General features: G+C 48.5%; 17 protein-coding genes. 7 read left to right on the forward strand and 10 right to left on the reverse strand.

Going from position 1 to position 23,088, the window contains the following annotated elements; all coding sequences use genetic code 11:
* Positions 1-73 precede the first annotated feature (73 nt).
* On the reverse strand, positions 74-1,474 hold the full coding sequence (locus BWI97_RS19680; protein ID WP_102202451.1) for a Gfo/Idh/MocA family protein: 1,401 nt from the start codon (positions 1,472-1,474) through the stop codon (positions 74-76).
* Between the two features lie 17 nt (positions 1,475-1,491).
* On the reverse strand, positions 1,492-2,373 hold the full coding sequence (locus BWI97_RS19685; RefSeq protein ID WP_233207916.1) for a transporter: 882 nt from the start codon (positions 2,371-2,373) through the stop codon (positions 1,492-1,494).
* A 211-nt stretch (positions 2,374-2,584) separates the two neighbouring features.
* Between BWI97_RS19685 and BWI97_RS19690 the strand changes: the two genes are divergently transcribed.
* On the forward strand, positions 2,585-3,319 hold the full coding sequence (locus tag BWI97_RS19690; protein ID WP_102202452.1) for an NUDIX domain-containing protein: 735 nt from the start codon (positions 2,585-2,587) through the stop codon (positions 3,317-3,319).
* 182 nt (positions 3,320-3,501) lie between these two features.
* Positions 3,502-3,975 (forward strand): DUF2911 domain-containing protein, encoded by a 474-nt coding sequence (locus BWI97_RS19695; protein ID WP_233207917.1) that lies wholly within the window; start codon positions 3,502-3,504, stop codon positions 3,973-3,975.
* Positions 3,976-4,043: 68 nt separating this feature from the next.
* On the opposite strand, the gene BWI97_RS19700 is transcribed toward BWI97_RS19695, so the two are convergent.
* Positions 4,044-4,805 carry an SDR family NAD(P)-dependent oxidoreductase gene (locus tag BWI97_RS19700; RefSeq protein WP_102202454.1) on the reverse strand — a complete coding sequence of 254 codons (762 nt, stop codon included), beginning with the start codon at positions 4,803-4,805 and terminating at the stop codon, positions 4,044-4,046.
* 91 nt (positions 4,806-4,896) lie between these two features.
* Positions 4,897-5,826 (reverse strand): AraC family transcriptional regulator, encoded by a 930-nt coding sequence (locus tag BWI97_RS19705; RefSeq protein ID WP_094810016.1) that lies wholly within the window; start codon positions 5,824-5,826, stop codon positions 4,897-4,899.
* A gap of 309 nt (positions 5,827-6,135) precedes the next feature.
* On the opposite strand from BWI97_RS19705, the gene BWI97_RS19710 reads away from it, so the two are divergent.
* A complete protein-coding gene (locus BWI97_RS19710; RefSeq protein WP_146010983.1) occupies positions 6,136-7,641 on the forward strand; it encodes a hypothetical protein in 1,506 nt (501 codons plus the stop codon).
* A gap of 506 nt (positions 7,642-8,147) precedes the next feature.
* Positions 8,148-9,860: a hypothetical protein gene (locus tag BWI97_RS19715; RefSeq protein WP_102202456.1), complete on the forward strand. Its 1,713-nt coding sequence runs from the start codon at positions 8,148-8,150 to the stop codon at positions 9,858-9,860.
* A gap of 198 nt (positions 9,861-10,058) precedes the next feature.
* Here the strand turns inward: BWI97_RS19715 and BWI97_RS19720 are convergent, their stop codons facing one another.
* Complete coding sequence (locus tag BWI97_RS19720; protein ID WP_102202457.1) at positions 10,059-14,537, reverse strand: GEVED domain-containing protein; 4,479 nt, start codon at positions 14,535-14,537, stop codon at positions 10,059-10,061.
* Positions 14,538-15,816: 1,279 nt separating this feature from the next.
* Complete coding sequence (locus tag BWI97_RS19735) at positions 15,817-16,443, reverse strand: NAD(P)H-dependent oxidoreductase (RefSeq protein ID WP_102202460.1); 627 nt, start codon at positions 16,441-16,443, stop codon at positions 15,817-15,819.
* 108 nt (positions 16,444-16,551) lie between these two features.
* On the opposite strand from BWI97_RS19735, the gene BWI97_RS19740 reads away from it, so the two are divergent.
* The 3 genes from BWI97_RS19740 (at position 16,552) to BWI97_RS19745 (ending at position 18,514) form a co-directional block, all read left to right on the forward strand.
* Positions 16,552-16,935: a helix-turn-helix domain-containing protein gene (locus BWI97_RS19740; protein WP_199182045.1), complete on the forward strand. Its 384-nt coding sequence runs from the start codon at positions 16,552-16,554 to the stop codon at positions 16,933-16,935.
* A gap of 347 nt (positions 16,936-17,282) precedes the next feature.
* Positions 17,283-17,414: a hypothetical protein gene (locus tag BWI97_RS28950; protein WP_255157770.1), complete on the forward strand. Its 132-nt coding sequence runs from the start codon at positions 17,283-17,285 to the stop codon at positions 17,412-17,414.
* Between the two features lie 233 nt (positions 17,415-17,647).
* Positions 17,648-18,514, forward strand: a complete 867-nt coding sequence (locus tag BWI97_RS19745) for an NAD(P)-dependent oxidoreductase (RefSeq protein ID WP_158242800.1) — start codon at positions 17,648-17,650, stop codon at positions 18,512-18,514.
* A 122-nt stretch (positions 18,515-18,636) separates the two neighbouring features.
* Here the strand turns inward: BWI97_RS19745 and BWI97_RS19750 are convergent, their stop codons facing one another.
* From BWI97_RS19750 to BWI97_RS19765, 4 genes are all read right to left on the reverse strand, one after another.
* Positions 18,637-20,043: a redoxin domain-containing protein gene (locus tag BWI97_RS19750; RefSeq protein WP_102202462.1), complete on the reverse strand. Its 1,407-nt coding sequence runs from the start codon at positions 20,041-20,043 to the stop codon at positions 18,637-18,639.
* A 256-nt stretch (positions 20,044-20,299) separates the two neighbouring features.
* Positions 20,300-20,674 carry a Rid family detoxifying hydrolase gene (locus tag BWI97_RS19755; protein WP_094810001.1) on the reverse strand — a complete coding sequence of 125 codons (375 nt, stop codon included), beginning with the start codon at positions 20,672-20,674 and terminating at the stop codon, positions 20,300-20,302.
* 37 nt (positions 20,675-20,711) lie between these two features.
* Positions 20,712-21,917 carry a multidrug effflux MFS transporter gene (locus tag BWI97_RS19760; protein WP_102202463.1) on the reverse strand — a complete coding sequence of 402 codons (1,206 nt, stop codon included), beginning with the start codon at positions 21,915-21,917 and terminating at the stop codon, positions 20,712-20,714.
* A complete protein-coding gene (locus tag BWI97_RS19765) occupies positions 21,914-22,996 on the reverse strand; it encodes a histidinol-phosphate transaminase (RefSeq protein WP_102202464.1) in 1,083 nt (360 codons plus the stop codon). Before BWI97_RS19765 ends, BWI97_RS19760 begins: the two co-directional genes overlap by 4 nt.
* Between the last annotated feature and the right edge of the window lie 92 nt (positions 22,997-23,088).

The following is a 23,088-nucleotide window of genomic DNA, read 5'->3' on the forward strand; positions in this document are numbered from 1 at the left end:
GGTATTGATACCAATAAAAAGGAAGCGATCGCATGGATCGCTTCCTTTTTATTGGTACCATAACAATTACCTACTACACCAGTTTCATCTTAACGGGATCCCAGTGGATGATTTTCTTACTGAAATAACTTTCGTTACAGGCCAGGGCGGGAGCCGCGGCACGGAAACCGAATTCGGCGTCTTCCACTACGGGTTTGTTAGATCGGATGGCTTCGAAGAAATTCGTGAAGTGGTCTAAATGATCGTCGTAGCCCTGCGGTGCTTTGAAAACGATGTCTTCCTTTACTTTTCGCTTGCGTTGCTGGGGCGTCCATTTGGCGTCGTACTCTTTCTGCATTTCCTCCTGCATTTGTTTGGAGAAGGTAAAGACGGAATCATAGCCACCAAAACCGGGAGCTTCGGGCAACAGACTGTGCTTGACGGTAATGCTGTTGCCCACCACATCAATCACACCTTCGGATCCTACCAGCCGAATCACTTCCTGACCACCCGTGCCGCTGATGAAATTCACCTGTAAAGTCAGCTGGAAGGCGGCGTGCTCTTTGGTTTCGGGATACTGCATGACGCCCGACATCACATCGGGCATATTCCGGCCGTCTTTCCAGTAGCTGAATTGTCCGGTACTGTAAATGCTTTCCGGACCTTTGGAATTGGTAATCAGGTGCGTACCGCTCAGCAGGTGAATGAACAAATCACCAGCCACGCCCGTACCTACTTCTTTAAACGCCCGCCACCAGAAAAACTTCTTGGCATCAAAGGGCATTTTATCCGTTACGGCAATGAAGCGTTCCCAGTCGGTGGTACTGGCACTAGCATCTTTCGGAATGGTATATTCCCAGGCCCCAATGGAGCTTTGGCGATCATACACGGCGTTTACCATGTTGAGCTTGCCAATCTCTCCGGCGGCCAGTAATTCCTTGGCTTTGGCATAGCCGATACTACTGACCCGCTGACTGCCTACCTGCAACACCTTGCCTGATTTTTTAGCCGCCGCAATCACCGAAGGACCTTCGCTAATTTTATACACCATCGGTTTTTCGCAGTACACGTGCTTGCCCTTGGCTAAAGCGTCCAAAGTCATGCGGGAGTGCCAGACGTCGTGCGTAGCAATGATAACGGCGTCGATGTCTTTCCGGTCCAACAGCTCGTGGTAGTTTCGGGTCGTGAAGAGTTCTTTGCCGTACTTTTCCTTCGCGTTTTCAATTCTTCCGGTGTACAGGTCGCAGATACCGGCCAGTTCGACACCCGGTACTTTAAGGGCCGTATTTAAGTCAAAGTGGCCCTGCACTCCGTACCCAATCACTCCCAGGCGAATGGTGTCATTGGCAGAAATTCTCTTTTCAAACTGAAGCATGCGTTCTTCCGCCTTGGCTTGTGCAGCTAGGGAAGAAAGGGGCGAAGAGGCCGCTGCCAGACTGGTAGCCGCGATTTTTTGCAGAAATTGTCTTCTTGATTTAGAGGAATGTTGATCCATGAGGTGATGACGTTAAATTACTTGACGGCGTAGCTGACAAAGGCAATCTTCCGACTGTCGGGACTCCACGAAGGTACATTGATGGTACCCTGCCCACCGTAAAAAACGGGTGTAATATCCTGAATAGTTTTGGTTTTCAGATTCATCAGGCGAAGTTTTACGTTTTTGCCGAATAAATGATTCTGTTTTTCATCGGAAGTATACGCGATGTAAACGAGCCACTGATTATCGGGCGAGGGATGAGGAAACCAGTTGGAATACTGGTCAGAGGTTAACTGCTCGGGATTGGACCCGTCGGGCCGCATCCGCCAAATCTGCATGTGACCCGTGCGGTAGGAATTAAAATAAATGTATTTGCCATCGCTGGAGTATTCCGGACCGTCGTCGAGTCCCTCCGTATGAGTGAGTCGCTTTTCCAAACCTCCCTCCGTACTTATTGCGTAAATATCAAAATTGCCGTTTCGTTCGCCGCAGTAAACCAGGGTTTTTCCGTCCGGACTCCAGCCGTGCCAAAAAGAAGGAACTTCCCGAGTGATTTTTCGAGGTTCCCCGCCCTGAATGGGGAGAATATAAAGGGCCGATTTGTACGATTTAGGCGAGGGGTCCTGTTTATCATTGTGACTGATCGCCAGCCATTTTCGATCCGGCGAAATGCCGTGATCGTTATTACACTGGTTGGCAAATCCGGTATTCAGTTCCTGAAGGGTTGGGGACTTCAGGGGAAGCGTAAAGAGTTTCCCTTTGCTATTGACGATCAGATACTGATCCGGGTGCCAGTTGGGAGCTTCGAGGTGTTTTTGAATCCGGAAGATGGTATCGATTTTCCCCGTACCAATAGCAACGGTATGAACGAAACTCGTCGTGTCTTTCTGGGCGATACTCTTTACTGATAAAGCCATCAACGAAAGACATAGAAGGGACGTAACAAGTGTCCACTTAGAAGCTGTGTTTTGCGTTTCCATAAAAAATAGAGCGGATAAAATAAGAGGTTTCTATCAAAAATGAGTAATTGAATCGTCATCAATCAAAGGAGATAAGGATCAAAAATGGTAATTAAAATGGAAATAATAATACTTTTACAGGTCTATTCATGGGCAGATTTGAAGAACGATGCAAGAATTGGGTGATGAAAAGTATATCTCACATTTGTCCATTGACTGTGTGATTTTCGGTTACGAAGCAAAGGCATTGAAAGTACTGATTGCCAAATTCAAGTTTGGGGAAGGCGTGTTTGCATTGCCCGGCGGTTATGTCCGTAAGACGGAAGGAATCGATCAGGCGGCCAGCCGGATTCTTCGGGAAAGAACGGGACTGACGGATATATACCTGGAACAGTACCGCGTGTTTGGGGATGAAAACCGTATTATCAAGAGTAAGTACCGGGAAACCATCAAGTCTCAGTTGCAACGATTTGATCACCAGCGATTCGATACTGGAGTAGTGGAATGGTTGACCAGCCGCTTTATCAGTATTGGCTACTATGCCTTGGTAGATATTACGAAGGTAAATCCGCAATGTGGCGAGTTTGATGAATACCTCGAATGGCGAAACATTGAGGACATTCCTGAAATGATTCACGATCACGAAGAAATTCTGGAATACGGATGGCAGGCACTTCGCCAGAACCTGGATCAAAAGCTGATTGCCTTTAATCTTCTACCGGAAACCTTTACGATGCGGGAAGTACAGGAGCTTTACGAAGCCGTCTACCATCGCTCGTTTCCCATCAATAACTTCCAGAAAAAAATCCTGGATCTGGGGGTTCTGGAACGCCTTCACAAAAAGTACACCGGTGCGGCTAATACGGCACCGTATCTTTATCGATTTAAAAAAAGCAGTCAATAACAGGTGTTGTATGCATAATAATTAAAAGACTGAAATTAAAAAGGTTACTGTAAAACTGGTAACTTGGCAGAAGCGGGAAGTCGTACCCGTACCTTTTTCATCCTCTAACATTGAACCTTATGAAATCGAGTTTCTGCTCTGCATTAACACTACTTTTCGTTTTCAGTATTTCATCATTGACTATGGCTCAGGCAGACAAAAGTCAACGACCCAGCCCACCGGCCACGGCTACGGGAAAAATTGGTACGGCAACCGTAACCATTCAATACAATAGTCCTTCGGTGAAAGGTCGTACTGTTTGGGGCGAACTGGTTCCCTACGGTAAAGTATGGCGGGCGGGAGCCAACGAGGCCACCACCTTTGAAACGGACCAAGCGATTCAGGTTGGAGGAAAAAGCCTGCCCGCGGGTAAATACACGCTGTTTGCCATTCCCGAAGAAAAACAGTGGACGTTTATCTTTAACTCACAAACGGGCCAGTGGGGAGTGAAACGGACGGGGGAAGCGAACCTGGACCGGGCAAATGACGTACTGACCGTGACGGCGAAACCCAAAGCAATGGCCTCTGCCAGTGAACGTCTGATGTATGAAGTGACACCCCAAGGATTTACCTTGAAATGGGCCACGCTGGAAGTACCGGTTTCTCTGAAAAAGTAAGCTTCATAACGAAGCCGCGGCAGCCCAATGGAGTTTGCCGCGGCTTGGCTTTAATTACGGCGGAGAATTTACAGTTGCAGACCTCCCGACACCTCAATCCGTTGAGCATTGACCCACTTGGCTTCGGGTGTACACAGAAAAGCAACGACACCGCCAATGTCTTCGGGCTGACCGATCCGGGGAATCGCAGTAACACTTTTCAGGTGCTCTTGTAGTTGCGGGGTATTTTTAAGTCGCCCGCCGCTGAAGTCCGTCGCAATGGCTCCCGGAGCCACCACATTGACATTGATTCCTCTGGGACCCAGCTCTTTTGCCAAGTAACGGGTCAGTACTTCAATACCCGCTTTCATACTGGCATACGTGGCAGAGCCCGGGAAGGTCAGGCGAGTTAAACCCGTCGAAATATTGACAATACCGCCGTTATCATTGAGGAAGGGCAGGAGTTTTTGCGTTAAGAAAAATACGCCCTTAAAGTGGATATTGAGAAGGGTATCGAATTGATCTTCTGTAGTTTCGGCGAAGCTGGGAATGACCAGATTCATACCGGCGTTGTTGACCAGAAAATCAAATTTGTCTTTAGCGAAAGTTTCTTGCAGAGTTGTTTGTAGGGCCGAGACAAACGTACCCAATTCGCTAATCGCTCCGACATTAAAAGGTAAGACAGCGGCTTTTTGCCCCAATGTCTCGATCTCAGCGGCTACGGATACTGCTTTTTCCGGCTGGGTATGGTAGGTAAGGATAACATCTATTCCTTTTTGGGCCATGCGAAGAGCCATATCCCGACCGAGTCCGCGACTTCCGCCCGTAACGAGTGCAATTTTGCGTGTCATAGCGTATGAAAAGTTAGACTACAAAGGTGATAGGTTGACCTATGACGCCTTTGTAAACATCAAACCGATGTTTGCGAAATTCAAACGCTACTCATTTTCGAAAACTTACCGGAGACCAAGATGTTTGCTTTCGAAAGAAATTGGAAAAATGGGCCACTTCTTCAAATCCCAGACCATAGGCAATCTCTGAGATATTCCAATCCGTGTGTTTCAACAAGCGTTTAGCTTCCTGGATAAGTCGCTGGCTAATCAGATCCGTAGTTGTTTTGCCCGTCGTGGTTTTCAACGCCCGGTTAAGTGAATTAACGTGGATGGATAGACGATCGGCAAAGTCCTTGGCCGTTCGTAGGGTGAGGGGCTGGTGGGGGGATTCAATGGGGAACTGCCGTTCGAGTAATTCCACAAACAGCGAAGAGGTCCGAGCGGTACTCGTATGACGGGCCGCCGTAAGGGGTTGAAGCTTTTGCCCCCGATGGATAAGTTCCAGTAAATACGCCCGGATCAGATCGTACTTATAGCGATAATCCGAAGCAAGCTCCTGATGCATCTTTCTGAAAATCAGCTCTATCTGCATGGATTCTTCTTTGGAAAGCTGAAAAACGGGGTACGCACCGGCTTGAAAAATGGGTAACTCGTCGAGCACTACGCCGCCTTGGGTCGCTAACAAAAATTCTTCGGTAAAGACGCAGAAGTACCCGGCTTGTTCCAAATCCTGTGGCAACCAGTGATAGGGTATTTTGGGCGTGGCGAACAACAAAGCACTGCTTTCAATTTCAATGGTTTTATCCGCGTACTCGGCCTGATTGCGTCCCTGGATGAAGCTTATTTTGTAATACGACCGGCGATTGTAAGGCATCGCCACTTGCCCCGTCTCCCGAAACGTTTGAAATACTTCGTGTATACTGAAGACATTGAAATGTCCGATTTCTTTTGAAATACCCGGGGGTAAAAAGGCTTCTGCGTTACGTTGGCCCGAAGTAGCTACGGCCTGATAGAATTCGTCGAGGGTACGCGTTTTCATAAATGACCTGATTACTATCATCAAATGTACACGAAAATTTCAGGGTGTAGGCCCGTTTGATCCGAACCCATGAGACGCCTGTGTGTTTAAGTACGGACAAGCCGTTCGTAACGACGTATAGGACCAACTTTATCAGGTCGGATAGATGTACAAATAAAAAGGGGAATACCCAGCCCGTTTAGCGTCTGTAATTCCCGTAATAAGTGTATACTTGCACTGTCGCTATTCCCTGTAAAACCTCCCGCTAATGGTTTACAGACGTATTTCTATCTTTTCCCTTGAATCCTCACCGCGAATTCTAACCCCGTTATGTCCACGCCAAGAGCAAACTATGCCCTATTCGTTACCTATGCCTTTTTCATGAGTTGCAGCTTATGGCAGCACGAAATGTGGCGGGATGAATTACAGGCCTGGGGCATTGTAGCCAGTACGGACAACCTACTCGATTTGGCCTTTAATGCCCGCTACGAAGGCCATCCCTTACTCTGGTTTATCCTCCTATGGCCCTTTGCCCAACTCTTCGATCACCCCGGTGTGATGCAGGTGCTTCATGGGGCCCTGGCCCTGGGCAGTGCTTACCTGATTATCTTCAAAAGTCCGTTCCGGTTTTTTGAAAAAGCCCTTATTCTGTTCAGTTACTACTTCATTTACGAATACGTAACCATTAGCCGAAACTACCAGATTGGTGTACTCATTATTTGTGGGATCTGTGTACTTTGGCGGAATCCCCAGAAAAACCTGCTGGCAATCAGTGGTTTATTGTTTCTTTTATTTCAAACCAATGTTTTCGCATTTCTGGTAGGTTTGGGACTAGCCGTGGGCTTACTGGCCGAGGAGGTCAATGCCCGTCGAATCTGGCCGTTGCGGACTACATCCCTGATGGCAGCTGGTCTGATTCTGGCGGGTATTGTGGGGACGGCTCAGTCGCTGCCACCCGCAGACTCCGGTTTTTTAAATCAGTGGACGCGTGGGTTTAACCCCGGCATCTTTTTCTTCGCGGCCGCGGGGATGGCTCATGGTTTTCTCCCCATCAGCAGTTTCTCCGAATATCATTTCTGGAATTTTTCGCTGTTTCCGTTTGGATTAGGTGTGAAACTGGCCCTGGGTTTGGCTCTGGCCGTACTTGCGGTATTTTCGAAACCTAAAACTTCCGTGGCTCTGCTTATACTCGTGGCCAGTGTTTTCTTCATTTTCGTGTTCACCTACGAAAAGCCTCGGGGACTTTTTCGCCACTTTGGTCATTATACGCTGGCTCTAATTGCCGCGTACTGGATTGATGGCACTAAGCGGTCGTCCCGGCCCGTTTTTACCTTGGGCTACTTTGGCGTTGCTATTCTGTTGCTTCAGGTATTGGCGGGAATGAATGCCTGGTACCGTGATCTGCGGTACCCCTTTTCCAGAGCCGAGGATATGGCCTCGTACCTTCAGAAACACTACCCCGCTCATACGTCGGTAGCGGGGGCTTTTCAGGAATATATGACTCCTTTGCAGTGGTTTTTGGGCAGACCCGTTTATGGTCTGGATGTACAGCAGGAGCGTCCTTACGTGTTGTGGAGCAAGAGTCACTGGAATGACACCCTGAATAACCAGCCCGATTCCCTAACCTACCAACGCTTTGTTAGCTATCAGCGAAGTCATCCAGCATCGGTACTGGTCATGGCCTACCATCGCCCGAACCATCCCGAAGAAGGGCAGCAGGATACCCTTCGCTCAACGGAAGGTACCTACGTATTCACTTGTCTGAAAAAATTCGACGGCTCCATTACCGACGAAGACTATTACCTGTTCAATGCCCGAAAAATTGCCTCCCGGTAAACGCAGACGGGGGACTCGTTGAAGTCCTGAATGATTGAGTGGAAAAGATGAAGTTTTTATTGAACCATGATAGAGTACGTAATTCTGTTGAGATGCTACTATTATTATACTTTTAATTGCGAAATGAGCTGGGAAACGAAGCGGATTGCCCGTCGGTTACGGCAAGGTTTTCGGTCAGCCCGCCGCTTCATTCAGCCCGTCGAACCCTATGCCTTTTAGCACCATCGTTGCGTGTTTTCTGCATTTAAATTGTTGAACACAGGTCAGTAGCGAGGCTGTAATCGTTGAGATTAAAATGATGCGGAAACTATAAAAGGCGGTCGTTTGTAAAATACTATTGATCAGATCAACCTTATTCATAGAACAACGTTTGGATAAATTGTAGCTTCTGATTGCAGAAAGATTAAGAGAAAATTGACAAAAAATATAGAGATTAAAAAAACACAGTTCTTTAACTTAAGACTTTAAACATCATACATTAAACTATCCTTCCCCTCATTCAAACAATGTCCAAAGCTCTATTCATCTTCTTCATAACAGGATTAGTTCTGATTAGCCGCCATGTGTACAGTCAGGTTCCTCATCTGGCGGGCGATGTTTATGTGTCGCTGGAGCAGGGGACGATAAAGGCCGACTTGACCGTCTCCAATCTTCCTGAAACCAGCAATTATTCCCTTCAACTGAACAGCGGATTGAATGTACAGTTCTTTCGGGATAGCAGGGACCGGTTTTCGTATGCCACTGAACGCGAATACAAACCAGAGAAATCGTACGAAAGTTTTCAATACTGGTTTCCCGGCACTGATCGTAAAAGCCGCTATTTACCTGATCAGTTCAAAGTCAGTTACGTAGGAGCCTTTCCCGTGTACGCGGATTCAAAAAAGCGAAGCGAATGGGGCGACTGGAAGGGAAATATCGCCCTGAACGGAAAAACAATTCGGGCCACTGAACAATCGGCCTGGTACCCCATCCTGTATAACATCGCAGAAGATAAAACCTACACCAGCGTAACCTACGATCTGACCATTCATGTACCGGGAGCCAGGGCGATTTACCTCAACGGCCAGCCACCCCGGCAGGGTTCGGTGGCCCATTTTACATCGGATCGCCCTTTTCCGCTGTTGCTGTTTGCCGGCGATTTTGACTTTAAAAAAGAGCAAAATACGTACCTCGTCAACACGACCCTGAGTCAGATGCAGGCTCAGGTACTGGATGGCTGGTTTACCCGCATTAAAGACTACTATCAGAATCATCTGGATATTCCTTACGGAGTCGATGTAACTTTGCTGGCCAGTACGCCCGTTTCCCAGCGGAATGAGTGGATGTTTGTTACGTATCCCACCATTGCTTCCGTTAGCCCCAGGGATTGGTTAAATACGCTGGTCAATCCGAATACACAAACCCTCTCGGATTCCAGTTCTATTTCTTTCATTGCTCACGAATTGGGGCATTACTACGTTGGCACTGTTTTTCAACCCAATTCGACGTTGTACTGGGCTTTTCTGGAGGGCGTAACGGAATACATTTCCTTGCAAGCCGTCCGTGATCTGGTAGGAAAAAATTACTACGATCGAAAAATCAAACAATACATGGCTGCCAGCCGGAAATTGCAAAATTTCAAAGGTTTATCGGAAATTACCAGTCCGGGCGAAATCAATGAAACGTATCGCTACCAGTATATTCCGCTGTTACTCACGGAACTGGAAACCAAAATTGGACGGCCTCAGGTGTGGAAATGGCTTCGAAGTGTCCTGCAAACGGAAAAACCGCTTACCAACTATGCCTTCTTCAAAGAAAGCCTGTTGCAAAGCGGAGTAGATGAACGAACATTCGCGGATTTCGAGCGTGAATACCTGCGTTCGTCGGCGGGCTTACCCAATCTGCTGGCTGCATTCCAGTCTTATGAGAGTTCTATCCAGCCGAATTCTGCTAGTAACCATGCCTATTATTGGGCAGTAACCCGGCAACAGCACACCCCCCATGCAGAAACGAAACCCCAGGCTTTCTATACCGACATCAAGCGGATCAACGCGGGTGAAGACCTGAAAAAAGTAAGTCAGCAGTATTTTGACTTTGCCAGAGGTCAGTGCTCCGGTCCCGATGAATGCTTTAGTGACTTTAACACCTACGAAACCTTGGAGCAAGCTCAGGAGGCCCGAAAAAACTGGTTAAATCGGCTATCGGCCACGCATGAACTGAAAGCGGTTCACTTTAAATGATCTTACGTACGAAAGCCTTGACCAGCAGTGGCACCCGGGTTAATGGCTGGACGTAGTAGGGGCCGCCGACTGGACCAACAGAGGTTTATTTACTGGAAAAGCAAAGCGGTTGTTTCGAACGGGAAGCGTAGATGGCCCTTCTATTTTCATCAGGTACAAAAAAAAGGGGTAGAACAAGTCTACCCCTTACAAACCGAGTTATGGATTGAGTATGATCTTGTGAATTTTGACCTGACTCCGTTCCTCTACCCGTAGCAGATACACGCCAGCACCAGCAGTACCTTCCACCTGAATCAGTACCGTATTATTCGATTCAGCTTTACGCGAAATCGGTAAGGACCGACCGTCTACCGTGGAAAGACTTACCTTCGCTTTGACGGGCTCATCCAGGCGTACGCGGAACGCGGAACCCTGTACCGGATTGGGATAAGCCATATATTCTCCGTCGATGTTCACGGATTGTGGGCGATACGGATGCAGAGTACCATCCAGATCCAGTTGGACTAACCGGTAATAGCTCGTGCCCCGATAAGGATTCTGGTCAACCAGACGGTAGGTGTGTACCTGCGTGCTGGTGCCCGCTACCTCGTGGATTTCACCCACTTTTTCAAACGTAACCAGGTCAAGGCTCCGTTCTACCGTGAAGCCTTTGTTGTTCAGCTCGCCAGCAGTTTTCCAGTTTAATTCTACCGTTTTATTTTCCAGAGCTTTTGCCGTAAAGCTAACCAGACTCACGGGCGTTGGGCTTTCGCAGGAAAGAGCTGGTCCATTATAAACAACGGTAGCGGGTAGCTGTTCGTACATCAAATCATAGTTCGACTGATTTGAAGAGTTAAGCGGGAATTGAGCTACAGCGTTAAATAGGGCCATTATATCATTGCTTTGCCCCTGGTAAATGACCGAACCGTCCAGATTGACATCTCCTGCATTATAGGCATCGTAAACGTAGCTAGGACTACTGAAAACGTTACCCGGAGCAGTCAGTACCGCCGACTCAACACCCGCTCCGTCATTGTCAGTACCCTCGTACTTCACTTTACTGGGGGACGTATTTTTCGCATTTCCCCACCAAAGGGCCGCTTTGCCTGGGGTATTGGCCAGAGTACCCAGATTAGCTCGTTCAGCACCGTCATAATTCAAAGGCGTAGTCAGATTGTAAACGTCAAGGTTGGCATTGGTAAAGTCTACCGCCGAACCCAGAGCTACGGGCGTAGCCGTCATAACCCCCAGGTGATTTCGGTGACGAATGCTGACGTAATAATTTCCGGGAGGTACCGTAAAACGCAACGGTGTTGTACCATCCGCTGCTTCCGTTACCTGGCCATTCTGAAGCAATAATCCCGGACGCGAAGCAATGAGCTGTGTGTTATCCTGGGGATTGCGAAGCTCGATAAGGACCCAGTCAATAACCGCCGTACTGCCACTACGGGCTAATACACCAGCGTTGGTGGTGGTATTATTCGTCAAAGTAACCGTGTAACCTAGGCCAGAATAGGGCTCCGAGGTTGGGAAATAAGACTTGCTACGGAGATCATCACGCATAACTGCGGGCTGAAGAAAACCGCCTGATCCCACATTTTGCATGGCACCACCCAGGAATGCAGATACGGGCACCTGCGTTTCCGGGCAATTGGTGGGTACGGGTGAGGGACCGAAGGGAATCGTAACCGTGGCGGGCGTGGGATCGGGCTGTCCGGCGGCATCTACGGACGCATACGTAAAGCTGACACTAGTGACGCCGTCATTCGGGTCGATCTGGAGTAAGGCCGGGTTGTAGTTGGGAATAGTCTGGTTGGCCGTAACGGGCTGTCCATTGTAATACAACGTGGCATTGGTAGGCAGCGTGCTAATAATAAACGTTTTTCCACTACCTAGTGCACCATCTTCAGGGTCGGAGCCACTCAATGTCGGCACAACGATACGGCTGCTACCGCCTGGATCGGTCTGGGTTGAGGCCGTAACCGCATTGGTTTCGGGTAACTGATTCACCCCAAAGTTTGCATTGCTTACCGGTGTCGTTCCAACATTGATTGCCAGTACACCATCGGGAGTGCCATCACTACCCGCACCCGTTCCCAGGTATTCTCCGGTATACACCGCATTCGTAAGCGAAGCCGTAGGGGTAGGAGAGCCAACCGTCGTCGGTGCATTGGTTAATACTACCGAATACGTAGTGTTCACATTGACGGCGGGGAACAGATAGGTACCGTCAGAAGCTACAGGTATGCTGGCAACGACTACCCCATTGTTGACCAGATTGGCATACAAGGTATTCGAGCCAAGGGTATTCGTAGGCGTTCCGTTGACCGTATTGTCTTTCAGTCCATTCGCATCATTCAGTACGCTACCGCTCAAGGCAACGGTTACCTGTTCAATCACTACGGAATAATCTTCTACTTCACCCGTATTGGCATCGCCCGTGGGAGTGAGGATTTCGGAAGCATTGTAGGCCAGGCGTAACCGAACATAACTGGTGCCGGCAACGCCGCCCGTTAGTCCAGTCCAGCTAAGGTTTACGGAAGTAGCATTCGGAGCTACGGTAACAGGAGCAGAGCGTTCATTGGCGTCAAAAACACCATTCCGGTTGAAATCAATCCAGCCGTAAAGCGTGGCGGCGGTGTTAACAGAGGTATTCGAATTCCGAACACTGATTCCATTCAGCGTGTAGGTTGTGGCCAGGTTGGTCAGGCTGGGCAACGTTCCACTGATGGCATCTTCGTCATTAATACCATTCGTATTATCGCCTGTAGCCTGACTATCGTAACCATCGCTTTCGGCGTCAACTACTGCACCCAGCGTAAGGCCGGATGAAAGAATATGGGCTGGACCCGTGTTGGCATTCAGGGTACCATAGGAAGCCGGAGCATCGCCATGATCGGCACTGACACCAATAGAAATATCATCCAGTGCAAAGTCATTTCCGTACGTACCCGGTAACTGCTGATTGTTGACAAGAGCAATGGTAACATTCGGACTCGTTGCCGTGAAAGACATGGTGTACTGGTTCCAGGCCCCGTTGCTCCACGCAATGTCACCCGTGGTGGTGGTAGCTAAAAGCGTGCCGGTGGTGGGGTCAGTAGCATTCACGATAAGGTTCGGCTTTACGGCAAAGGGGCCGCTTACGTTAGTCAACTCGGTAGCCCAGAAGGAAACGGTATAGGAAGTTCCTAACGTAAGACCCGTAAACTGTCGGCGGAATACTTCATCTTTGATAAACCCTCCGTTATAGGCTACATAATAGCCCCCTTGATCACCCGGCGTGTGGTCAGAACTGGCCGTAGGACTGGTTACGTTACCCGGATCAGCCATGCCTTGCCAATGTAAAATAAAAGCGTTTCCTAAGGTGTACGTACCCGCCATAACGATGGCATTACTGCCCTGGTTAGCATAATGATAGTTGGTGTAGCCGTTAGGGAGTACGGGTCCTATGGAGGGCGATTGCACACCAGAAGAGCCAAACGTTTCAATGTACGGAGTGGAAGGGGAAACCGTAAGCACCGTTGACTGCGTATTGGCGATGTTATACTCTAGATAAACCGTCTGATTAGCGGCCACCGTAACCGTAGCCGTACGCGTAGCCAGATCAACTGCGACGGTACCACCCGAAGTGCGAATGCTGGTAATGACGTAATTAGCTGGTAGGGCTGGAAGTGAAACCGTATACGTACCCGCTGCTACATTAAAATGAGCGGTATTCGTGAAGTTATCCGTACGGATTGTCAGATCATCAATCCAGGTGCCATCTTCCGTACGCTGGGCCAAACGGGCCAGTTCATTCGTTTGTCCATACGACCGAATCTGGGGTGTAGTAAAAGGTAAATCGCCATCACTACCCGCAGAAATACCTCCGGTGAAATACCGGTTGTTGCCCATGTTTTCGGGCGATAGTACGGTAGTATTTGCTGCATTGGCTTCACCAACGAAAGTGTTCGTAGTGGGGTCGAATCGATACGTACCATAGCCGCCACTACCCGTCACCCAGAGTGAACCATCGGCGGCAACGGTTACATCACTGAACAGTTGGTCGGCCGTGTTTCGGAATGGCCCGGCCGTCGTTCCGGTGGTAGGATTGTATTCGTAAAGATCCCCCCCATTGGTAATGTACCACACATGACCATTCGGGGCAACGTCCAGACGAACGCCCAACACATTGTTTATTTTTGTCCAGGTCGATCCTCCGTCGTAGCGGTATAAATCCCCTTGAGCTCCGGCTCCTGCCATTACGTAGACCTCTGTACCATTGGCATTCGCTCCAACGTCCTTTACCTCGTTAATGCCAGGGATTTCAACAAAGTTACCTCCGGTACTGTTGAAAAGGCCTCCGGGCTTATTAACCACCCAGATCCGGTTGCTCAAATCTACGTCAACCCGTTCCGCTGCTCCTGGTATCTGGACCCAGGTTGTACTGCCCGAATCCAGGTAATAAATGCCCCCTTCGTTGGTATAACCTGCTTTGAAATCAATAACGGCAATGCGGTTATTGCCGTTTACCCCAATATCCTGAATAGGGGTATAATCCGGGGCGTCCCGTAGGGTAAACGCACCTAGTGAACCGGTAAAATTAAAGTTTTGAGCAACCGATTCACTCTGGGCTTTGGCCTGCACAATAATCTGTTGAGCATGCCCCTGTCGAGCAATGAATTGACCGACTAGTAATAATGCAACTATTTTTCGCATAGTGTAATGGGAGTTATCCAGCTGTAAATGTCAAATAATCAATGGTTTAATGAATGAAAAACCTGATGCTGATCCGTTGATCAAATCGCCTGGAATAGGGGATTTCTAGATAAGTTTTAAACTAACGGAGTCCTCTATATGACCGTTGAAACTCATCGTTGAACACGCCAGTAAATCATGCATTTGTGTACGGAGATCTGGCCATAGTTATCCTGCACAGGCTAGTAATGAGCTTGTGGAGACTACAGAAGAATTTTTGATTTCACGTCGAAACAAAACACCATACAGCTCCTGAAAATGGATGCTTTTCGGAACTAAAAGCGTTAACTAAACCCTGCGAAAGCCAGTCGAATAGCTGGAATTCGGGTATGGATGTATTCAGAAGTAGAATCAAGAGCAGGTACAACAGACACAAGACGCCTACTGCCAAGCGAGTAAACCCGTGTCTGAACGTTACTTTGGCAAACAGATGTGCTTCATTGCGTGCGAACAAGGCATTTTCTATCGGAGATGCAGAAAAGGAAAAATGCGATGTTCCTTTTCTTTCTATCCGAATGATAAAGCAGTGCCTTAAACAAGGCAATAGGGGAGAAAATCAGAAGTAGTTATTGAATCATTCAGTAAGAGAATTAGGTTGACGGAAATAATTAAAAGTGCGGAGTAATACCTTTTGTAATAAATTAGAAAGAGATTTTTGAATAGGGTTTACAAGTCCCCCAAGCTTACTCATGTAAACTCGTAGAAGTAGTGTCAAGGTGGAATTTTAGTGATCGAACCAGAATAGGCTGGCACGAATAATGATTCAATGGGTTAATTCAGTACAAAGTAATATTCACTAACAGAAGTGATGTTTACTGACTAGAAAGGGGATAATGCATAGAATTGCTTTACTCAGTTTTGTTTTACAAATCACTACCATTTGATAATTATATCATATAGTAGTACTTGAAGAAATAATGTAGTATTTATTTATGAAATCATGTAGTATTAATACTAATAATACCTATGATACTGATTAAGTAAACTTAATGATTTCGGTTAGATTGCCTGATAAGCCTATCCAATCGAACGCCTTGTTGTATCGGATCCTGTATGGATGTGCTTTTCGCGATTCTTTCCTGGATGGTCTGCTTTGTACGGGAGTCCTGTCGGATCTCCGAAGTGTAAACGCTTCAAACCCGGTAGCCAGCTCGAAAACGAAACGTTTTTCGGAGCGGATTACCGGGTTTGTATACGTTGTTAAAGGAAATTGATTCGGGACTATCCAGTCCTGAACGAACTATTGCACAAAGGCAAATTCCTCCAGGGGCAGTCGCACCTTCTTCAGGTTCGCGTAGGGATCCTGTTCGGCATCGCGGTAACCTAGCGATAACAGGACTACACTTTTCAACCCCTTCGCTGGTAAACCCAGCAATTGGTCCAGTTTTTCATGATTGAATCCTTCCATAGGAGTCGTATCTATTTTCAACTCAGCCGCGGCGATGAGGCCGGTTCCCAGTCCAATATACGCCTGCCGGGCCGCCCAGCTAAAGTTGGCTTCGGGTGTTTGAGTCAGCATGTGCGTTTCCAGGGCTTGTTTAAAACCCGATAGTTGTTCAAGGGGCATTTCACGAACGGCTGCCACGTGGGCCATGTAGTCATCAATGTTGGCCTGAGTTATAGTTTCAAAAGCGGCAAAAACCAGTAAGTCCGAAGCTTCCAGAATCTGGGCGTTGAAGGAATCTTTGGCGAGCTCTTCCCGAATGGCCGCATCTTTTACCACAATGACCCGGTACGGTTGCATGCCGGTGGAAGAGGCACTAAGGTTGATAGCATCCAGAATGGTCTGAATGGCTTCGTCAGACACTTTTTGGTTGTTGTACTTTTTGACTGCGTATCGCCAGGTGAGGCTTTCTTTGAGAGACATGATTTAAATCCTTTTTGTTTCGAGGCAAATTTCTGGGACACTTGGTTTACTTTTGTCATCAACTAACTAAAAGTAATGGTGACATTTAGGTAACCAGCTCCAACATTCATGGACCACTCCATCATAGATAGCAAGGCCTGTTTTACTACACCCCATGATGCTCAGGCCTGTAACAAACGAATCATGGCCATCCACGATACCCTGTACGTACTAGGCGGTAAATGGAAGATTTCGATTATTACCAGTCTGGGTTTTGGCAAGAAACGGTACTCGGAATTACTCCGGGAAGTGAAAGGCATTTCCGGCAAAGTCTTAAGCCGGGAACTGAAAGAAATGGAAACCAACCTGCTGATCAAACGGACCGTGCTGGATACCCAGCCCATAGCTGTGGAATACGAACTTTCCGAGTACTGCGAAAACCTGTTACCCGTGATCTACAATCTGGCCGAGTGGGGGACGGAGCATCGGAAAAAGATTGTCAGTGTACCGTAGGTTTGTCGGGTAATGGGTTTGAGGTTTAAAGGGGAAGAACGCGGCTGACCTGGGGCGTGCCAAGAAGAGGTAAGATCTCCTTTCGTACGGAACCAGAGAGTTCTAAATTGATTGGTCCGGGACGGGCGGATGCTCTGGAGGTACTGATAAATTTTGATCCGTCTATACTGTTTTAAAGGTCATGAGTAGGGTTTTGTGGTACAGGGTTTTAACCTGATAAAGAGGCTGGCATGTGTGTATTTCTCGGGATGACTATCCAGGGCACGCATGCTTAAATCTTTACAGGAAGGGAACTATCTTCCTCCTACGGGGTTAGGGCTAAAACTCAGTTTAAATCATCGCACTGTATGCAGTGGATCAATGACGCTTTAAATGTTCTGCTGGTTGAGCAGGAACACTACGTGGAATTCTCGCTCAAAGCAAAACTTTTGTTAGTCTTTCTCCTGATTCTGATCGTCGCTATTCCTTTTCTTCTTTAACTTTTAGCATCCGTTCAATCGGCTCGCAATGGGATTCAAAACCTAAAGTCGCCGTCCATTTTAAGTAAGATTCCTGCGTCGTGATACTCAATACAGGAATCAGCTCTTGACTGCCGCGGGTAGGGAAGTATCTGCTAACGTACGGGTTCTGGACCATTTATCGATTAGTTCATCCAGCACCTTTCAGCGAATGAATGCTTGATGAGTTCATTCGTTCTTCAACAACCAATCCTATGAACATTGGCTTTCTCGGTTTAGGAAACCTCGGTACGCCCATTGCGGAAAATCTGTTGCAGAACACGCAGCAACTGTATGTGTACAATCGCACGGCCGCTAAAGCACAACCGCTGGCGGCTCAGGGTGCCGTCATTTGTGCTTCGGTAAAAGAACTGGCTACGCGGTGTGATGTAATTTTTACCCTGGTTTCAGACGATGCTGCCCTTCAGGCCGTTACCGCGGGCGAAGCAGGCATTGCCGCAAATCTGAAAAAGGGCGGTGTTCATGTATCCTTAAGTACAATCCTGCCCGCCACAGCCACCTCGTTAGCTCAGTTACACGACGAACACGGCTCCCACTACATTGCCTGTGCCATTCTAGGTCGGCCGGAAGCGGCCCGGGCTAAAAAGCTTAACCTGCTGGTATCGGGTAATGCGGACGTCCTGGAAACCATCAAACCCGTACTTGAACAATGCGGTGCGGCTAATATCTGGGAGTTTGGATCCGAAGTAGGTGCGGCGAACGTCGCCAAACTCTGCTCGAATTTTCTGATTGTCTCCGCGATGGAATCGATGGCCGAAAGCATTCATCTGGCCCGACAAAGCGGCATCGATGCCGAACGATTGATGCACATGTTGACCCAAACCCTTTTTGCTTCACCCGCCTACATTACGTACGGGAATAGCTTACTGAAAGAAGCGTTTTTGCCCGCTGGTTTCACCTTGAAGCTCGGCCTGAAAGATGTTAACCTCATCAACGAACAGGCCTCGACGGTAGGGGTTCAACTGCCCTTTGGTAAGAAAGTACAGGAATTGATGAATCAGTGCGTAGAGCAGGGACTGGGCGAACACGACTGGACGGCCATTGCTCTGGCCTCCCGGTAACAAAGGTTGGCGGGTCAATCGCCGAAACGGTTTTCACAGATCGTAAGACGAAAACAGGGTACGAATAAAAAAGGGCTTTCTCCACGAGAAAGCCCTTCGAACGTTTATGCAGAAGAGATGGCTTACTGATTGGCCTTGGCCGAGTTGATCATCGCTGATAACTCCGAAACAGCAGCTTCGTTGCCTCCCGAGAATCCCGTTAATTTATAGCGAATGCGACCCTTTCCATCAATCACAAACTTCGCAGGAATGCCATTTACCTGAAAGGCAGATACCGCTTCATTCCGCTTCGTCTTTGCATTTTTGATGTCCATGTACAGATCTAAATCGTAGTGATTAGCCTTCAGGTATTCCTGAGCTTCGGCGGTTGGATTGCCTTGCCGTTCCCAGGTATGGATAAACAGGAATTTCACCTGTGGATCCTGCCTGTACTTATTCACTACCATTTGCATGGCGGGGAAAGAAGCTTTACACGGACCGCACCATGTCGCCCAGAAATCAAGCACAATCGTCTTCCCTTTAAAGTCAGCTAGCGATACCTGCTTGCCCGAAGCATCCGTAACGATGAATGAGGGAGCGGGCTCATTAATCATTAATTTGGCGGCCTCCGCTTCGTATTTACTCGTTAATTTCTGGTCGAGGGAAGCCAGGTATTCCTTCTCATTTTTTCCTGGATATAGCTTTTTGTAGATGGACGCCAGTTCCGCTCGTACGGTTGAGTCGGCCAGGCCACTGGTTACTGTCTTTTCCAGTAATGGAAAGGCTTCCTGGTAATTGCCACGCTTACTTAACAGAAGACCGTAGTTTTTGATTAAAGCGGGGCTTTTTCGCTCTGAAGAAGTGTAGACTTCGTGTAAGTAGGTATACGCTTTTTCATAATCTCCATTCTTAGCCAAAATTTCACTGTACAGGCTTAACAGGCCATTCATACTATTTTTTCGATGATTTACTGCCCGAGCCGACGTGTCGGTAAGATTTGTCACCGCTCGAAGGGATGCTAACTCCTGGGTGATTAATTGTTCGGCTTCTTTACTATCATAAGTAGCCATGGTACTGGCAACGCTATGAACCGCGGTAGGCTTAAACAAAGGCGACTTCACTTTATTCAGGTAAGCCAGTACTTTAGGCTTGTTCCTCGCCTGGGTATACGTATAGGCTACGGCATAATTGGCCATATCCAAATCAGCCCCCGGAAAATCTTTTTCCATTTGAGCCAGCATCCGTTCCTGAGTGGGGCCATCCTTTTCCGCGTACAGTCGGTTAGCTGCCCTATTACTGGCAATGGTGCCCTTTGGAAATCGCTTAACGGCCAGTTCGACGAGTGAATCTGATTTGGCTGGATTACTTTGGTAAAAATTCAAAAGCGTGAAAATATCCGCTTCCGAACCGCTTTCAAGCTTTTTTAACTTTGACTGAAGTTGAACCGGATCTTTTTCACTTTTGAGTGAATCCAGGGTGGCATTGGTAGGCTGCTGAGCAAACGCCAGCGTACCAGAGAAAATGCCCAGAACGATCAAGACTAGTTTCATAGTGAATTTTTTTGGATGAAAAGGATAGCGTAAAAAATAGAAATGGCCTCTCCTCGGAGGTTTGCCTAAGGTTACTGAACAGCGAAGGACGGTGTAAGCACCAATTCATTATAGGACTTTTATAGGAATGTAGTTAACGTTTCGCTTGTGAGTTAAGCCCTACTGAAAAGTATGATTACGAAAGCAGAGGTATACAGAGCATTTGAAGTAACGGGTAGTTTACCCAACTATCTACCCGTTAGCTGTATACGCTACGTTACGCCTGGTAAGCAATAACGGATATTTCCACGGAGACGTCCTTAGGCAAACGGGCTACCTGAACCGTTTCGCGGGCGGGAAAATCGCTCGTAAAAAATTCGCCATACACCGCATTGACGACGGCAAAGTCGTTCATGTCTTTCAGAAAAATGGACGTTTTAACAATGTTACGGTAGTGCATACCCGCGGCTGCCAGTAATTCACCCAGACTTAACATGACTTGCCGGGTTTCAGCCTGAACGCCTTCCTGATTCGCTGCCACATTGGCCGCTATCTGGCCGGATACGTACAGCACAGGCCCTACCTGAACGGCCTGCGAATACGGACCGATGGGGGCTGGAACATTGGGGCTAAAAATGATTTGCTTGTTCATGATAGCAGTAGTTAAAAGACGAAAAATTAGAATAGACTTAGGTCGGCAAACCCTCCAGGGCTTTGCTGGCGTGGTGGTGAACAACTAGTTGCTGTAAACCCAATCCGGACCAGCTCGCCAACACCATCGGGATGATCATCGGCAGGAGTGAGCCGTCGCTGAAATAACTGACCAGGGCCGAGAAGCTGGCACCCAGGATCATTTGCAGGCAACCGGCTAACGCAGAGGCACTGCCCGCATTTTGCCGGAACGGCAGTAAGGCTAACGTCGTGGCATTCGGGTTAATAAAGCCATGAAACAGGAGGTAACTAAAAACCAGTAAAAGCAGGAGCGGAGCCGTTAACAGGTCCAGGATTCCGAGCAGGCCTAAAAGCAGAGCAAACCCTGCCTGCAGGCGGCCTGCTATTCGTAACAGTTCCGGGGTCGTTTTCCATTGGTGAGCAAAGCGGTTAATCTGGCTTCCGAGTACCAAGCCACCCGCACAGAATCCGAACGCGTAGCTAAAATCCGCCTGCGAAAAATGATAGGTATCCATCAAAATTTGAGGCGAACCCGCAATGAACGAAAAGAGACCGGCGGAGGCCAGGCCCGCCACCAGGGCGTGAACGCTAAAAACCGAGGAAGAAAGTACCTGAATGTATTCATTCAGAATCTGCCTTGGCCGTAAGGAAATCGACGCGTCGGCGGGTTTACTTTCCGGTAAGGTGCGGACCATCAGGACCATTAAACTCAGGGACAAAAAGGCCATACTGAGAAAAATAGCCCGCCAGCCCGCCAGTTCCAGAATCAGGCGTCCAACCGTTGGAGCCAGAATGGGGGAGATGCCTAAAATCAGCAACAGCGTAGAAAGTATTCCCGCGATTTCCTGCGGTTGGTACAAGTCCCGCACCATCGCCCGGCTTGCTACCATGCCCACACAACCACCGACCGCCAATACAAAACGCAGGCCAATCAGCCAGTGAACCTCCGTAACATACGCACAGGCAACCGCAGCGAGCGAATACAGAAACAGACCCGCCAGCAAGGGCTTTTTTCGGCCAAATCGGTCCAGCAACGGGCCGCAAAGCAACTGGCCTACTGCTAAACCCAAGAAGAAACTCGTTAGCGAATAAGCCACTGCCGAAACGGTCGTGTGCAATTGCTGGGCCATCACCGGGAATGCCGGTAAATACGTATCAATGGAAAAGGGGGCCAGGGCCATCAGTAGACCCAGCGTGAGGAGCGAAAGCACGGTTGGTTTCATCGGCTCTGAAGTTCGCCCAGGGCTTTAACGAATAGCTGCATCTCCTCGGGCGTACCCAAACTCAGGCGGCACCAGAACGTGCGGTGCATTTCCATCGTTTTTACCCGAATGCCTTTGGCAAGCATTTGCTTCCGAAAGGAGTCCCCCGGTAGGGGTAAAGCCATCAGGATAAAGTTTGCATACGAAGGAATGAACACGTAGCCCAGTCGGTTGAGCTGGCTATACACGTAGGATTTAACCCGTTCATTCTGCTGTACGTAGTGTAAATGAAAGGCGATGTCGTCGAGTGCCGCCGAGGCCGCATACAAGGCCAGCGAACTAATATTGAGGCCCGTCATGGCATTTACCTGATGAAACGGAGCCAGAAAGGCGGGCTGGGCGAGGAGATAACCCACGCGTAAACCGGCTAACCCAAAGCCTTTCGAGAACGTCCGTCCAATGATGACATTTTTCTTTTCAAGCAGTAAACTCACCATGCTCTGCGTATTCGCTGCTACGGCTAAATCCAGGTAAGCTTCGTCGATAAAAATGGGTACGCGTGGGGAAACGCTCTCGCAAAACCGCAGTAACGATTGCCCCTCAGTAATACTGCCCGTCGGGTTGTTGGGATTACAGATATAAACCATGCGAGTACGCTCATCGATGGCCGCTTCCATCCGCTCTAAATCGTGAGAACCATCGCTTCGGCAGGCAATGCTTTTGCACTGGGCACCGGTGGCTACTACCGCGTCCAGAAAGAGGGGGAACGTAGGCGTAGGACAAACCAGGTTATCACCGGGCTTGAAATAAAGCAGAGCCGTCTTTTCCAGTAAATCCGAAAGCCCGGCCCCCACCAAGACCTGAGCGGCTGACACCCGTTCCCGGGCCGCAATTTTAGCCGTGAGTACGGGCAAATCGCTAAAGACGTAACGATTCGCTAAAGGGAGTGCGGCCAGGATGGCCTGTTGTACGGCGGGAGAAACGCCATAAGGATTTTCATTCGAATCCAGCCGAAGCAACGTTTGGGCGGCCCCTTCCCTGGAAGTGGGTGGCCCTTGAAAGGCTACCGAATGCGGAGCGGGTACAGGAATGGATTTCATAGATTCATGACTAGGCTATGACTACCTAATCGGATTGTTGATGAAGTAAGGAAGTCGCTGGAATCGGGGCAGCATGATAGTATCTGCCCCGT

The sequence above is a fragment of the Siphonobacter sp. BAB-5405 genome, from assembly GCF_002872335.1.
GTDB lineage: Bacteria > Bacteroidota > Bacteroidia > Cytophagales > Spirosomataceae > Siphonobacter.